This is a genomic window from Puerhibacterium sp. TATVAM-FAB25 (genome assembly GCF_046535855.1).
Classification (GTDB): Bacteria; Actinomycetota; Actinomycetes; order Actinomycetales; family Cellulomonadaceae; genus Puerhibacterium; species Puerhibacterium variabilis_A.
The window spans coordinates 132,458-145,047 of the sequence record NZ_JAXUAK010000005.1 but is presented as its reverse complement, the minus strand read 5'-3'; the positions used below and the strand labels follow the sequence as shown (position 1 = coordinate 145,047).

16 protein-coding genes are annotated in these 12,590 nt (G+C 75.9%); 7 read left to right on the top strand and 9 right to left on the bottom strand.

What is annotated here, in order from left to right; genetic code table 11:
* Window positions 1-22: 22 nt before the first annotated feature.
* The gene (locus U5M74_RS07275; protein WP_410907578.1) at window positions 23-496 is read left to right on the top strand and encodes a DUF1801 domain-containing protein; all 474 of its coding nucleotides are present in this window, start codon (window positions 23-25) and stop codon (window positions 494-496) included.
* Window positions 497-610: 114 nt separating this feature from the next.
* Here U5M74_RS07275 and U5M74_RS07270 read toward each other — a convergent pair whose 3' ends face one another.
* Window positions 611-796 (bottom strand): hypothetical protein, encoded by a 186-nt coding sequence (locus tag U5M74_RS07270; protein WP_410907576.1) that lies wholly within the window; start codon window positions 794-796, stop codon window positions 611-613.
* 122 nt (window positions 797-918) lie between these two features.
* Window positions 919-1,407: a MarR family winged helix-turn-helix transcriptional regulator gene (locus U5M74_RS07265; RefSeq protein WP_410907574.1), complete on the bottom strand. Its 489-nt coding sequence runs from the start codon at window positions 1,405-1,407 to the stop codon at window positions 919-921.
* Window positions 1,408-1,495: 88 nt separating this feature from the next.
* Between U5M74_RS07265 and U5M74_RS07260 the strand changes: the two genes are divergently transcribed.
* The gene (locus U5M74_RS07260) at window positions 1,496-2,761 is read left to right on the top strand and encodes a multidrug effflux MFS transporter (RefSeq protein WP_410907572.1); all 1,266 of its coding nucleotides are present in this window, start codon (window positions 1,496-1,498) and stop codon (window positions 2,759-2,761) included.
* A 32-nt stretch (window positions 2,762-2,793) separates the two neighbouring features.
* On the opposite strand, the gene U5M74_RS07255 is transcribed toward U5M74_RS07260, so the two are convergent.
* The 4 genes from U5M74_RS07255 to U5M74_RS07240 form a co-directional block, all read right to left on the bottom strand.
* Window positions 2,794-3,336 carry a putative glycolipid-binding domain-containing protein gene (locus U5M74_RS07255; protein WP_410907570.1) on the bottom strand — a complete coding sequence of 181 codons (543 nt, stop codon included), beginning with the start codon at window positions 3,334-3,336 and terminating at the stop codon, window positions 2,794-2,796.
* Between the two features lie 53 nt (window positions 3,337-3,389).
* The gene (locus U5M74_RS07250) at window positions 3,390-3,989 is read right to left on the bottom strand and encodes a DUF1269 domain-containing protein (protein ID WP_410907568.1); all 600 of its coding nucleotides are present in this window, start codon (window positions 3,987-3,989) and stop codon (window positions 3,390-3,392) included.
* Window positions 3,990-4,225: 236 nt separating this feature from the next.
* On the bottom strand, window positions 4,226-5,719 hold the full coding sequence (locus U5M74_RS07245; protein ID WP_410907566.1) for a PP2C family protein-serine/threonine phosphatase: 1,494 nt from the start codon (window positions 5,717-5,719) through the stop codon (window positions 4,226-4,228).
* Window positions 5,720-5,724: 5 nt separating this feature from the next.
* A complete protein-coding gene (locus U5M74_RS07240; RefSeq protein WP_410907564.1) occupies window positions 5,725-6,438 on the bottom strand; it encodes a GAF and ANTAR domain-containing protein in 714 nt (237 codons plus the stop codon).
* Window positions 6,439-6,587: 149 nt separating this feature from the next.
* Here U5M74_RS07240 and U5M74_RS07235 point away from each other — a divergent pair, with 149 nt between their 5' ends.
* Window positions 6,588-6,995, top strand: a complete 408-nt coding sequence (locus tag U5M74_RS07235; protein ID WP_410907562.1) for a DUF1232 domain-containing protein — start codon at window positions 6,588-6,590, stop codon at window positions 6,993-6,995.
* 25 nt (window positions 6,996-7,020) lie between these two features.
* Here U5M74_RS07235 and U5M74_RS07230 read toward each other — a convergent pair whose 3' ends face one another.
* Window positions 7,021-7,953, bottom strand: a complete 933-nt coding sequence (locus tag U5M74_RS07230; RefSeq protein ID WP_410907560.1) for an LLM class flavin-dependent oxidoreductase — start codon at window positions 7,951-7,953, stop codon at window positions 7,021-7,023.
* Window positions 7,954-7,970: 17 nt separating this feature from the next.
* Window positions 7,971-8,708: a MarR family transcriptional regulator gene (locus U5M74_RS07225; RefSeq protein ID WP_410907558.1), complete on the bottom strand. Its 738-nt coding sequence runs from the start codon at window positions 8,706-8,708 to the stop codon at window positions 7,971-7,973.
* A 237-nt stretch (window positions 8,709-8,945) separates the two neighbouring features.
* Between U5M74_RS07225 and U5M74_RS07220 the strand changes: the two genes are divergently transcribed.
* From U5M74_RS07220 to U5M74_RS07205, 4 genes are read left to right on the top strand one after another with little or no spacing between them, the layout of a single operon-like run.
* On the top strand, window positions 8,946-9,362 hold the full coding sequence (locus U5M74_RS07220) for a hypothetical protein (protein WP_410907556.1): 417 nt from the start codon (window positions 8,946-8,948) through the stop codon (window positions 9,360-9,362).
* 46 nt (window positions 9,363-9,408) lie between these two features.
* Window positions 9,409-10,245: an ABC transporter ATP-binding protein gene (locus U5M74_RS07215; protein WP_410907554.1), complete on the top strand. Its 837-nt coding sequence runs from the start codon at window positions 9,409-9,411 to the stop codon at window positions 10,243-10,245.
* Window positions 10,242-11,078 (top strand): ABC transporter permease, encoded by an 837-nt coding sequence (locus tag U5M74_RS07210; RefSeq protein ID WP_410907552.1) that lies wholly within the window; start codon window positions 10,242-10,244, stop codon window positions 11,076-11,078. Before U5M74_RS07215 ends, U5M74_RS07210 begins: the two co-directional genes overlap by 4 nt.
* 44 nt (window positions 11,079-11,122) lie before the next feature.
* Complete coding sequence (locus tag U5M74_RS07205; RefSeq protein ID WP_410907550.1) at window positions 11,123-11,611, top strand: hypothetical protein; 489 nt, start codon at window positions 11,123-11,125, stop codon at window positions 11,609-11,611.
* Between the two features lie 22 nt (window positions 11,612-11,633).
* Here the strand turns inward: U5M74_RS07205 and U5M74_RS07200 are convergent, their stop codons facing one another.
* Window positions 11,634-12,590, bottom strand: coding sequence for a DMT family transporter (locus U5M74_RS07200; RefSeq protein ID WP_410907548.1), 957 nt, complete (start codon window positions 12,588-12,590; stop codon window positions 11,634-11,636).

The window sequence follows — 12,590 nt, the reverse complement described above, 5'->3', positions numbered from 1 at the left end:
GCACGACGAGAGGAGCGATCGGATGACGACGACCGCGAGACCTGCCGCGGATGACGCGACGGCGGGCGAGGGGTTCTCCGCGCAGGAGCGTGCAGCGATGCAGCAGCGCGCCGCGGAGCTCAGGACCCAGGCGAAGCGGGGCCGAGGCGCCGACAGGGCGGCACGGGACGAGGCCGACGTGCTGGCGAAGATCGCCGCCATGCCGGAGCCGGACCGGGAGCTGGCCGAGCGGGTCCACGCGATGGTCACCCGCGTGGCCCCGGAGCTGGCCCCGAAGCTGTACTACGGGCAGCCCGCCTATGCCCGCAAGGGCAAGGTGGTGTGCTTCTTCCGCAGCGGCCGGGCGGACGGTGAGCGCTACTCCACCTTCGGCTTCAGCGCCGAGGCGAGGCTCGACGACGCGAGCGGTCTCTGGGCGACCTCGTACGCGCTCACGGACGTCGGCCAGGAGGCATGGGATCGGCTCGCCGCGCTGGTGGAGCAGGCCGCGCGCTGACCGAGCGCGAGCGCCGACGACGGCGGGCCGGGTACCGGAGCCTCCGGCACCCGGCCCGCCGGGCTGGGATCAGATCGAGATCGATAGGTCAGTTCGTCGAAGGGTGTCCGCCGCTCACGCCGGGCAGGCCTGGCAGCGGGCGGGCGTCTGGTCGGTGTCCGTCGGCTGGTCGAGCGCGGTCAGGTCGCGGGTGAGGCGGGCGATGTCCTGCCGGACCTGCCACCACGCCTGCACGGGCTCCAGTACCCTGCTCCACCAGCCGCCGGCCGGGACGGGGGTCGTGGCGTCGAAGATGCTCATCGGCGTCGCTCCTTTCCGGTCGGCGATCGTGCCGTCAGTCACAACGCGCGGGAGCACCGCCGTAGTCCCGCACCGCGGGTGAGGTTCTCTACGACGCCTCGGTCGGCCGGGCGTGCGCGGGCTCAGCCCCGGCGGCGGGCCGCGACCAGGCCTTCCTCCAGCGCGCGCAGCAGCGCCACCGCCCCCTCGAGGTGCGCGGTCTCGCCGCCGAGCGCTGCCTCCACCCGCTCGGCCCACTCCCGGCGCAGGCGTCGGAGGTTCTCGGCCGCCTTCGGCGTCGGGTAGACGTGCACGGCCCGCCCGTCGGCATCGTCGGCCCGGCGCTCGATCAGGCCGCTCGCCTGCAGGCCGCGCAGCGCGGTGCTGAGGTTGCTGCGCTGCAGGCCGGTGGCCTCGGCCACCTCCCCGGCGCTGGCCCCGGGGTGGCGGTCGACGTACCGCATGACGTTGCCCTCGGCGGAGGTCAGCCGCACCACGGCCGCGTCGCGCGCGCCGTGGTGGCGTACCTCCCGGGCGACGTTCACCACGAGGTCGACCAGGTCGGCCATCGCCTCCGCCGTCGCGTCGGCCGTCGTGTCGTATCGGGAGCGGGCGGGACGGTCGGGCTGCACGGGACCAACTTACGCGGCGACCGCCGGCCGTGGTAGTTATATAACTACAACTAAAGCCTCTGCCGTGCCACCGCCTGGAGCCCCTCGCATGACCGACACCCTGACCACCCTTGCGCCGCCGCGCGCCGCCGAGCCCTCGACCGTCACCCCTGGCCTGCTCGTGGTGCTGGCGCTGCTGTCCGCGCTCGCGCCCTTCGCCACCGACCTGTACCTGCCGGCGTTCCCGCGCATGACCGTCGACCTCGCGACCGACGCGGCGCAGGTCCAGCTCACGCTGACCGCCTTCCTCGTCGGGGTGGCCGCCGGGCAGCTCGTGTTCGGCCCGCTGTCCGACCGGTGGGGGCGGCGGGGCCCGCTCGTGGTGGGGGCGGTGCTGTGCGTCGCGGCCAGCGTGGTCGCGGCGCTCGCCCCGAACGTCGCCGTGCTCGTGGCCGCGCGCCTGGTGCAGGGCCTGACCGGTGCCGCCGGGATGGTGGTGGGCCGCGCGATCATCTCCGACCTCGCCACCGGCCGGGCCGCCGCCCGCGCCTTCAGCGTGATGATGATGGTCGGCGGGATCGCGCCGATCCTCGCGCCGTTCGTCGGCAGCCTGCTCGTGGACCCGGTCGGCTGGCGCGGCATCCTGTGGGTCGTGGCGGCGCTGGCCGCGGTGATGCTCGTGTCGGTCCTCGTCGTCGTGCGCGAGACGCTCCCCGCCGCCCGCCCCGGCGCCGGACGGGCTCCGGTCCCGACGGCGACGCCGGCGACGACGGAGGCCGCTGAGGCGGGAGACGGCGCGCCGGTGCGGGCGCTCGCCTCGCGCGCCTACCTGGGCCACACGCTGGCCTTCGGCTTCGCCTTCGCCGTGATGATGGCGTACATCTCGGCGTCGCCGTTCGTGTACCAGGTGATGATCGGCATGAGCGCGATGACCTACGGGCTCGTGTTCGGTGCCACCGCCCTGGGCCTGCTCGTGGTCAGCGCCGTCTCCGCCCGGCTCGTCGCCACCCGGCCGGCGCGCCGGCTGCTGGGGGTGGGGCTGGGCCTGGTGCTCGCCGGCAGCCTGACGCTGGCGGTGCTCGTGCTGACCGGCGCGCCGGTGTGGTCGCTGCCGGTGCCGATCTTCGTGGCCGTCGCGAGCCTCGGCCTCGTGCTCGGCAACGCCACCGCGCTGGCGCTCGCGGCCGTGCCGCGGGCGGCGGGCACCGGCTCCGCCGTGCTCGGGGCGCTGCAGTTCGCGCTCGCCGCCCTCGTCTCGCCGCTGGTCGGTCTCGATGGCGAGCACACCGCCGTCCCGCTCGCCGTCGTCATGGTCGCTGCCGCCGTCGTCGCGGTCGGGGCGTTCCTGCTCGCCCGGCCTCGCGCCGCGGCCTGACCTCCGCGGCCCGACTCCCGCGGGCCCGCGCGTCACCCGGTGGCGCGGGCGAACAGGCCGGGGTAGTCGACCACCAGGCCGTGCTCGTCCACCGTGATGACCCGCCGGAAGCCGGAGTCGCGGGACTCGAAGCGGTACTCGCGCTCGCTCAGCCGGGTGTACCGCTGGGGGTCGGGCACCACCGTGAGCTCCGGCACCGCGACCCAGGCGGTCGTGATGTCGGCGCTCTCGCCGACGGCCAGGCCGAGCCGCCGGATCGGCAGGGTGTTGGTCAGCGGGGAGGCGACGAGGTCCACCTCGCGGGCGCCGTCGAGGTCGCGGCGCTCGCTCCCGTCGACGGTCCACGCCGCGCCGTCGCCGCCCGGCGTGGCGTGGTGCTCGACGCGCAGCTCGCGCCCGCCGAGGCGGACGCGCAGCGTGCGGAACCGCCACGCCGCGTCGGCGGTCAGCGTGTAGGCGCACGCGCCGAGGTCCCCGCGCACGACGGCGTCCACACGCACGCCGTGCGCCGTCTCGTCGACGCGGCACGTCTCGGTGCTCCCGGACTCCAGGCCCCGCCACGTGACCTCGACCATGGTCCATGGTGGCCGCGGAGACGGGCGGGCGTCACGGGTCCGACCGTGGCGGCTCAGGACGGCGGGAGCACGTGCCCCGTGGCCGGCAGCGCGGCCTGCGCGTCCGCGGGCGCGAAGACCGCGCGCAGCCTCGCCTCCTCGGCCCGGGAGAAGTGCGTCTGCACCAGGCCGGCGTGCGTCCCCGTGAACGGCTCGGACAGCCGGTGCACCACGGCGTCGTGGCTGACGACGAACAGCGCCGACGTGCCCGCGACGACGCTGTCTCGGACCTCGCGGACGAAGGCGTCGTCGATGCCGAGCTCGGCGAGCGACACGGGTGCCCCGAGGCCGGCCACCACCTCGGCGGTGATCTCGGCACCCAGCTCGGCACCGAAGCCGGCGCCCGGCCCGGCACCGAGTCCGACGTCGACGGCCGCGGCCGGCACGGGCAGGAGGAAGAGCGCCGCGAACAGCCACGTCCAGAACCTGCGCGACAGCCCGCCGACGCCGCCGGGTTCCGGCCCGGGAGCCCGCGGCTCCCCGCCGTGCGGCCAGGACACCCAGGCCGCGTCGTCGACGACGAGCAGGCCCTCCGCCTGCGCGTCGGCGACCCGTCGCATCGCGACCCCGGCACCGTCGGGGGAGTCGAACTTCCAGACCGTGAGCGTCGACATCGTGCCCTCCTGGGCGGCGGGAGCCGGCGGACGACGTCATCGTCGACGAGAACGACACCGGTGCGGTTCACCCGGACCGGGCGAAGGCCCCTGGTTCCCCTCGATGACGGAGTGGGGGACCAGGGGCCCTCGCGCACCCGGCGGCACTGCCGAGCGTCTGGGCCGGCGCGGATCCTCTCGGAGCCGCCCGGCTCCTCCATCGTGGCCACCCACCGATCCGAGCGGGATCACCTGAATCAGGTGACCTCCGGCGCGGTCGCGCGGGCCGCCAGCCGCGGCTCCAGGCGCGCCTGGCCCGCGGTGGTCCACTGGACCAGGAGCAGGGTCGCGTCGTCGCGCAGGATCCCGCCCTGGTGCTCGAGGACGGCGGCGCACACCTGCCGGACGACCTCGGGGAGCGGCAGGGCCGCGGCGGTCGCCCGCTGCAGCGCCTCGGTCAGGCGGTCCAGGCCGAACTGCCGGCCATGGTCGTCCCGTGCCTCCGTGATCCCGTCCGTGAAGAGCGCGACGGTGTCGCCGGGCTGGAGGTCCTCCTCGCCGACGCTCCTGGCGCCCGCCGCCAGGCCGAGCAGGGGGCGCCGCCCGCCGTCGAGGGTGCGGGCCACGGTCCCGGCCCGCACCAGCAGGGGTGCGGGGTGCCCGGCGTCGACGTAGCGCAGCCGGCCGCTGGCGACGTCCAGGTCGGCGAGCACGCCGGAGGCGTAGACCCGCCCGTCGAACTGCTGGGCGATCGCCCGGTGGACGGCCTCGGCCTGCTGGACCAGGTCGCCGCCGTCGCGGCGCGCGTTGCGGTAGGCGGCCACGGCCGCCGCCGCAGCGAGGCCGGCGCCCAGGTCGTGCCCGGTGGCGTCGACCACCGCGAGCCAGGCGTGAGCTTCCGAGAGTGCGTAGTCGAAGGCGTCGCCCCCCATGTCGTGTGCCGGCTCGACGCGTCCGGCGACGACGACCCTGTCGGTGGCGGCCGTCAGGGGCGGCAGCACGTGCCAGATCAGCTCCGCCTCGGCGGTGCGCGGCCGCGCACGGCGCACGGCGTCGACGGCGTCGCCGTACTGGTCGAGCGCGACGAGCAGGTGACCGAGGTAGCCGGTGAGCCACCAGCACTGGCGGTGCAGCGTGGGATCCCGGAGGTCCGCCTCGTCGTCGACCATGACGTCGAGGACGCCGACCCGCTCCACGCCGGCCAGGATCGGCACCCACAGGCGAGCCTGGCCGCCGTCGGCGACGGTGGCCTCGGTCTGCAGGAGCCGGTACGCCAGCCCCGCGAGCGTGGTGTCGATGCCCAGGGGCTCGCGGTCGTGCCCGTGGGCCCCGGGCATGGGGCGGAGGGTCCGCCTCTCGTGGTCCGCCAGGTAGACGACGGCCCGCACGCCGAGGCGCCGCGCGGCCTCGTCGACGGCGGCGGGCACGGCGCCCGGCGGGACCATCCGGGTCCCGCGCAGCAGCGCGGTCAGCGCGCTCAGCGGCCCCGTCGCCGGCTCGGGCGTGCGGATCGCGTGCGAGTAGGGAGCGCGGTTGTCCCCGACCAGGCTGTCCAGGTACTCGTTGACCGCCAGCGCCACGTGGTCGCGCTGGTCGTCGGGCAGGTCGAGGGCGCCGTGGAGGAACGCGTCGAGCTCGACCGGGCCCACGGTCCCGCCCAGCGCGAAGTACCGCATCCACAGGTCGTCCACGCCCAGGTGCGCCCTGGCCTGTGCCGTCCGGATCAGCTGTCGTTGCGTCTCGGGCGTCATGGCCGTCACCGCGCGCCGGCGCCCGCGACGACTCGGGCGGCCACCTGGTGCACGCCGCCGCCCTCGTGCTGCGCCAGGCCCACCAGGTGGGCGAACGCGTCCGGCCGCGACACGCCGTCGCGCCCCATCACCACCCCGGTGGCCAGGGTGACCAGGTCCCGCTGCTCGAGGAGCGCCTTGACGTCGGCACCCAGCCCCTCGGCCCGCCGGAACCGCTGCGCGTTGGACAGCAGGATGGCGCACTGGGCGGCGAAGAGCGCGAGCGTGATCTCCTCCTGCTCGCCGAACGCGCCCGAGGGGCGGGCGTACACCTTCATCGCGCCCACCGCCTGCTCGCCGGCGAGCAGGGGGGCGCTCAGCGTCGACCCGACGCCGACCTCCGCCGCCGCAGCGGTCCAGCGAGGCCACCGGGGGTCGGTGGCGACGTCGTCGATCCGGATCGTCCGCCGTGTGCGCCACGCGGTCAGGCACGGACCCTCGTCGAGCTCGTACTGCAGCTCGTCGAGCCGCTGCACCCCCGGGTCCGTGGCGGCCGTGGTGGTCGGCGTCCCGTCCGGGGAGGTCGTGGTGACCCCCGCGCCGTAGGAGGTGGGGAAGAGGTGGACCGCCGCGGCCGTCAGCAGGCGCAGCACCGCCTCGGAGACCTCGTCCGAGAGCATCAGCCCCGAGGCCCGGGCGACGACCGCGCCCAGGTCGCCGCCCGACGACTCGCTGTCCATGGCACCATCACCCACTTGCAGGAGAGCGCTCGACACGTCCACAGTACGACCGTCGGCCCCCGGCCGCCCCGGCTGCGTCGCCGACGCCGGGGACGACGCTCGTAACGCCTCCTGACCGGAGGGCGACCGCGCCACGAGAGGGGGCACCGGTGCCGGGCTGGGTGTGGACCGTGGCCGGCGCGCTCGGCGGCCTGGTGCTGCTGTGGCTGCTGCTGGTCGCGGCGCTGTGGGCCGCCCGCCCCGACGACCTGCGCCTGCGGGAGCTGCTGCGGCTGCTGCCCGACGTGCTGCGGCTGGTGCGCCGGCTGGCCGCCGACCGCGCGCTCCCGCGCGGCGCCCGCGTCCGGCTGTGGCTCCTGCTGGGCTACCTCGCGCTGCCGGTCGACCTGGTGCCGGACGTCGTCCCCGTGCTCGGGTACGCCGACGACGCGATCGTCGTCGTGCTGGTGCTGCGGTCGGTGGTCCGCCGCGCCGGGGCGGACGCGGTGGCCCGGCACTGGCCCGGCACCCCCGACGGCCTGGCCGCGCTGCGGCGCGTGGCCCGGCTCCCCGGCTGACCCGGAGCCGCACGCCGGCGGGCCCTCAGAGCGCCTGCGCCAGCGCCGCCAGCGCGGCCAGCGGGTCGGGGCCGGTGGGGAAGAAGACGCTCGAGGTGACCCCCGCGCGCCCGAGCTCGCCGATCCGCCCGCGCACGCGCTCGGGCGTGCCGGCCAGGGCCAGGGCCGCGACCCACTCGTCGGGCATCCGCTCGGTGAACTCCTGGCGCGTCGCGCACCGTGCGCGCAACGCGGCGAGCTCCGCGGCGAACGGCAGCGGCGCCAGGTGGGGCGCCCAGTCCGGCTCGCCGATCCACTCCAGGCCCGGGCGGGCGGCCGCGAGCGCGGTCCGCTCGTCGGCGTCCACGGCGCCGACGTTGTACGCGACCAGGCGGTGCGCGCCCGCGGGCGCGGCCGCCGCCAGCGCGGCCGCGGCGTACTCGGGGGTGCACGGCTCGGCCAGGACGGTGCCGTCGGCCACCCGGCCGGACGCGGCCAGGGAGCGCGGCCCCCGGACGCCGAGCAGCAGGGGCGGCACGGCGGCGGGCACGGCCGCGGGGTCGAGGCGCAGGCCGGCGGCCTCGCCGCCGTCCAGGAGGGTGCGCAGCGTGGTGACGTACTCGGTGAGGAAGGTCAGCGGCCGCTCCGGCCAGACGCCGGCCTGCCGCATCCAGCCCGGCATGCCGTGGCCGACGCCGACGTCCGTGCGCCCGGGGAAGAGCTGCTCGAGCGTGGCGATCTCCATCGCGGCGAAGGCGGCGCTGCGCACCGCCGCGGGAAGGATGCCGATGCCGACCCGCAGGCGCGTGGTCGCGCCGAGCACCGCGGTGGCCTGCACGAGCCCGCCGCGGAAGCCCAGGTCCTCCACCACCCACAGCTCGTCGAAGCCGAGCCGCTCCGCGGTGCGGGCGTACTCGAGCACGCGCGAGGCGGGCAGGTCGCGAGGCAGGACGACGCCGATCTGCGGCCGCTGGGTCATGCCGCAGTTGTAGCAGGTCAGGGGCCGGTGCTCACCTGCTGCGGAGCCTCCGGCCGGGAGAGCACGTCGCGGGCCTCCTCGGCGGCGCGGGCGATGCTCTCGCCGACGACGTCCAGGAAGTGGGCCATGTTCTCGAGCCGGACGGCGGCGGGGGAGCCGGGGCCGAGGACGGTCACGCCCTGCCGCGCGGTCTCGGCGAGCTGGGCGTTGGACCGCACGGCGGCGATCATCGACTGGTACCAGACCTCGTTGTCGGCGACGTAGCGCTCACGCCGGCCCTCCGTCCGTTCGCGCTGCACCAGGCCGTGGACCTCCAGGAGCGCGACCGCCTTGGAGACGGAGGCCGGGCTGACCTGGAGCCGCTGGACGAGCTCCGCCGCGGTGAGGCTGCCCGCGTCGGAGGTGTAGAGGCAGGTCAGCACGCTCGACGCCATGCGGGGCAGGCCCGTCTGCATGAACAGGGTGGTGAAGGTCTCCTCGTACTCGCGCACGGCCTGGGCGTCGCGCCCGGCCGCAGTCACCGCGGGGTGCGGTCCGCGCGGCGGGGCCTGCCGCTGCCGGCGGGCGCGGCGCTCCGAGGCGCGCTGCGCCAGGTCGGCGCGGTAGCCGGCCGGGCCGCCGTTGCGCATCACCTCGCGCGTGACCGTCGAGGTGGGCCGCTCGAGGCGCCGGGCGATCTCCGCGTAGGTGAGGTCGTCGGCGAGCCCCAGGGCGATCTGCTGGCGCTCCCGCTGCGTGAGCCTGCCACCCGGCACCGTCGTCCCCTCCCGCCGTGGTCCTGACGGGCCCACCGTAGCGTTCAGCGTCCGCTCGTTGCAACGCAAGGCGTCGCTCACGTTGCATTGCGTCCACACCCGTTGCAATGAAATAGGCCGTTTGATCTGCAATGACGCTATACGGATGCAACAACGTCGTTGCCGACGGAGTGGCCGGTGCGTAGCGTTTCCGATGTCAGAAACATCGCGCACCACCGAGCACAGGAGCCGAGCACGATGCCGACCTTCGACACCCCCACCCCGATCACCGCGGCCCTCGACGTCCCCGCCGGACGCGTCCGGGTCGTCGCCGCCGAGCGCGCCGGCACGACCGTCGAGGTCCTCCCCGCAGACGCCACGAGGACCCGCGACGTCCAGGCCGCGGAGCGCACCACGGTCGACCTGCACGACGGCGTCCTGCGGGTCACCACCGCCAAGGGCGACATCACCGTCACCGAGGCCCGGAGCGGCGCACTGGCGCTGGACACGCAGGCCGGCGACGTGACCGTCGGCGCGGCCCCCGGCGTCTCGGCCTCGCTGGACGCCGGCACCGGCTACGGCCGCATCCGCAACGCGCTCGCCGGCACCGGCACCGCCGGCCTGGAGATCCGTGCGACCACCGCCTACGGCGACATCACCGCCCGCAGCCTCTGAGGCCCGCACGCCCGCCACCGCACCCCGCCGTCCACGAAGGAGCACCATGTCCGCCACCGTCCGCGGGCCCGCGATCGAGGTCGCCGGCCTGCGCAAGTCCTACCGGTCGAAGGCCGGCGAGCAGCTCGTGCTCGACGGCGTCGACCTTGTCGTGCCGGCCGGCACGATCACCGCCCTGCTCGGCCCGAACGGCGCCGGCAAGACCACTACCGTCGGCGTGCTGTCGACCCTGCTGAGGGCCGACGCGGGCACGGTCCGCGTGGCCGGCCACGACGTCGCCCGCGAGGCCGACGCCGTCCGCGCCGCCATCGGCGTCACCGGCCAGGTCACCGCCGTCGACGACCTGCTCACCGGGGCCGAGAACCTGCGGCTCATGGCCGACCTCCACCACCTCGGCCGCGCGGCCGGGCGCCGGCGCACCGCCGAGCTGCTCGAGCGCTTCGGCCTGACCGAGGCCGCGGGGAAGCCGGTGGCCGCCTGGTCCGGCGGCATGAGGCGCAAGCTCGACCTCGCGATGACGCTCGTCGGGGCGCCGTCGGTCGTCTTCCTCGACGAGCCCACCACCGGGCTCGACCCGCGCAGCCGCCGCACCCTGTGGGACGAGGTCCGTGCCCTGGTGGCCGAGGGCACCACGATCCTGCTGACCACCCAGTACCTCGAGGAGGCCGACCGGCTCGCCGACTCCGTCGCCGTGCTCCACGGCGGCCGCGTCGTCGCCGACGGCACCCCGGCACAGCTCAAGGAGGTGCACGACGCCGGCACGCTCGACGACGTGTTCCTCGCGCTCACCGAGCCGCCCGGCAGCGCTCCTGGCAGCGCTCCTGGCAGCACGCCGGGCAGCAGCACGTCCGGCGCCGCGACCGAGAAGGAGGACGTCCGATGACCGCCGTCGTCACCCCCGCGCCCGTGACCGCGCGCCCGCGCCCGGTCGCCGACGTCTCGACCATGGTGCGCCGCAGCCTGCTGCGCGCCGTCCGCTACCCGGGTCTGACGGTCTTCCTCGTCGCCGGCCCGCTCGTGATGCTGCTGCTGTTCGTCTACGTGTTCGGCGGCGCGTTCGGCGCCGGCGTGGCCCGGGGCGTCGCCCCGGGAGCCGAGGGGCGGGCCGCCTACCTCGACTACATCACGCCGACCCTGCTGGTCATGACCGTGGTCGGCGGCGCGACGTCGGTCGCGGTGAGCGCCGCCATGGACGCCACCGGCGGGATCATGGCCCGTTTCCGGACGATGGCGATCTCGCCCGGGTCGGTGCTGTCCGGGCACGTGCTCGGCTTCGTCGTGCAGGCGCTGGCGGCGCTCGTGCTCGTGCTCGCCGCGGCCGTCGCGATGGGCTACCGGCCCGCGGCCGGCCCCCTCGACTGGCTCGCGCTGCTCGGCCTGTTCGTGCTGCTGGGGCTCGCCCTCAACTGGCTGTGCGTCGCGATGGGCCTGAACGCCCGCAGCGTGGAGACGGCCAGCAACACGCCGATGGTCCTGCTGCTCCTGCCGTTCCTGGGCAGCGGGTTCGTGCCGGTCGAGACCATGCCGACGGCAGTGCGGTGGTTCGCGGAGCACCAGCCGTTCACGCCGATCATCGAGACGGCGCGCGGGCTGCTGGCCGGCGGGGCAGGCCTCGAGGGCTCCGTGGCCGCGCAGGCCGTCGCCTGGTGCGCGGTCATCGGCGTCGCCGGGTACGCCTGGGCGCGGTCGCTGTTCCGCCGCGAGCGGCGGATCTGACCCGCCTGCGCCACGACGGCGGAGCAGGCCGCTAGCGTGACGGCATGACCCGGGCCGTCGACGTCCCCCGTGCCGCCGCCGCGCTCGTCCTCGCGGCGGCGGCCGCGGCGTGCTCCGCCCCACCGGGCGCGGACCCCGACGAGATCGACCGCTGGCTGGAGGAGCGCCTGGAGCCGTCTGCGCCCCTCGGCGCCATGAGCGCACCGGTCGGCCCGGCCGACCCCGCGCCCGACCCGGCGTCGCCCGCCGGCATCAGCGTGGCGTACGAGCACCCGGAGCGCATCGAGGGCGTTCGGCTGTCCTGCTTCGGCGACGGCACCCTGGACTTCACGGTGGAGGTGGCCACCGGGACCGTCGACGGTGCGGTCACCTACGACCGGGCCCGGTCGGTGACGTACGAGGACCTGCGGTGCGGGCCCGAGCACGAGGTCGCGCTGCCCGTGGCGGACGCGACCCGCGTGCGGGTCGACGGCTTCGGGGCCGACCGGGACGGCGCCTGGTACGCGGTGGTCGTCGGGGACGCCACCGCCTGAGCCGCGGGTGGTCGCCCCGGCCTCAGGCCGGGACGGCCGGCTCCGGCGTCCTGGGCGCCGCGTCGTCGCGGGCAACGTCCGGCTCGACCGGGCGCGGCTCGACCCGGCGCGGCCTCAGCTCGCTCACGAGCGCCCCCGCCACGATGAGGACGGCGCCGACGATGGCGATCCCGGGCAGGCGGTCGCCCGCCAGGCGGCCGATGATGCCGCCCCAGACCGGCTCGCCGGAGTAGATGATCGTCGCGCGGGTGGGGGAGACGGAGCGCTGCGCCCAGTTCATCGTCAGCTGGATGGCGCAGCTCGCGGCGCCCAGCCCGACGGCGGCCGCGACCCAGACCCAGGAGAACGCGGGCACGGACTCGCCGGTCACCGGCATCGTCGCCAGGGACAGCAGGCTCGCGGTGAGCAGCTGCACCACCGTCACGCGGCCGAGGTCGACCTTGCCGGCGAACAGGCTGATGAGGATGATCTCCACCGCGATGGGCAGCGTGCTGACCAGCGTCGCGACCTCGCCGGCGCCGAACCCGACGCCCACGGCGCCGGGGTCGGCGAGCAGCAGCAGGCCGACGAAGGCGAGGGTGACGCCGGCGAGCGTGGTGCGCGACGGGCGCCGGCGCAGCACGAGCCACTGCAGCAGCGGCACGAGCGGCACGTAGAGCGCGGTGATGAACGCGGACGTGCTGCTGGTGATCGTCTGCAGGCCCACGGTCTGCAGCCCGTACCCGAGCCAGATCATCGCGCCGATCGCGGCGCCCGCCCCGACGTCGCGCCAGCGCATCCCGCGCAGCACGCGGTGGAAGATCACCGCGCTGATCAGGCCGGCCACGAGGAACCGGAGGCCGACGAAGAACCACGGGCCGCTGTGGTCCATGGCCACGTGCACGATGAGGAACGTGGTGCCCCAGACGAACGTGATCAGGACGAGCAGCAGCTCCTCCCGCGAGGGCCGGCCCAGCCTCAGGCGACGATTGTGCAGCAT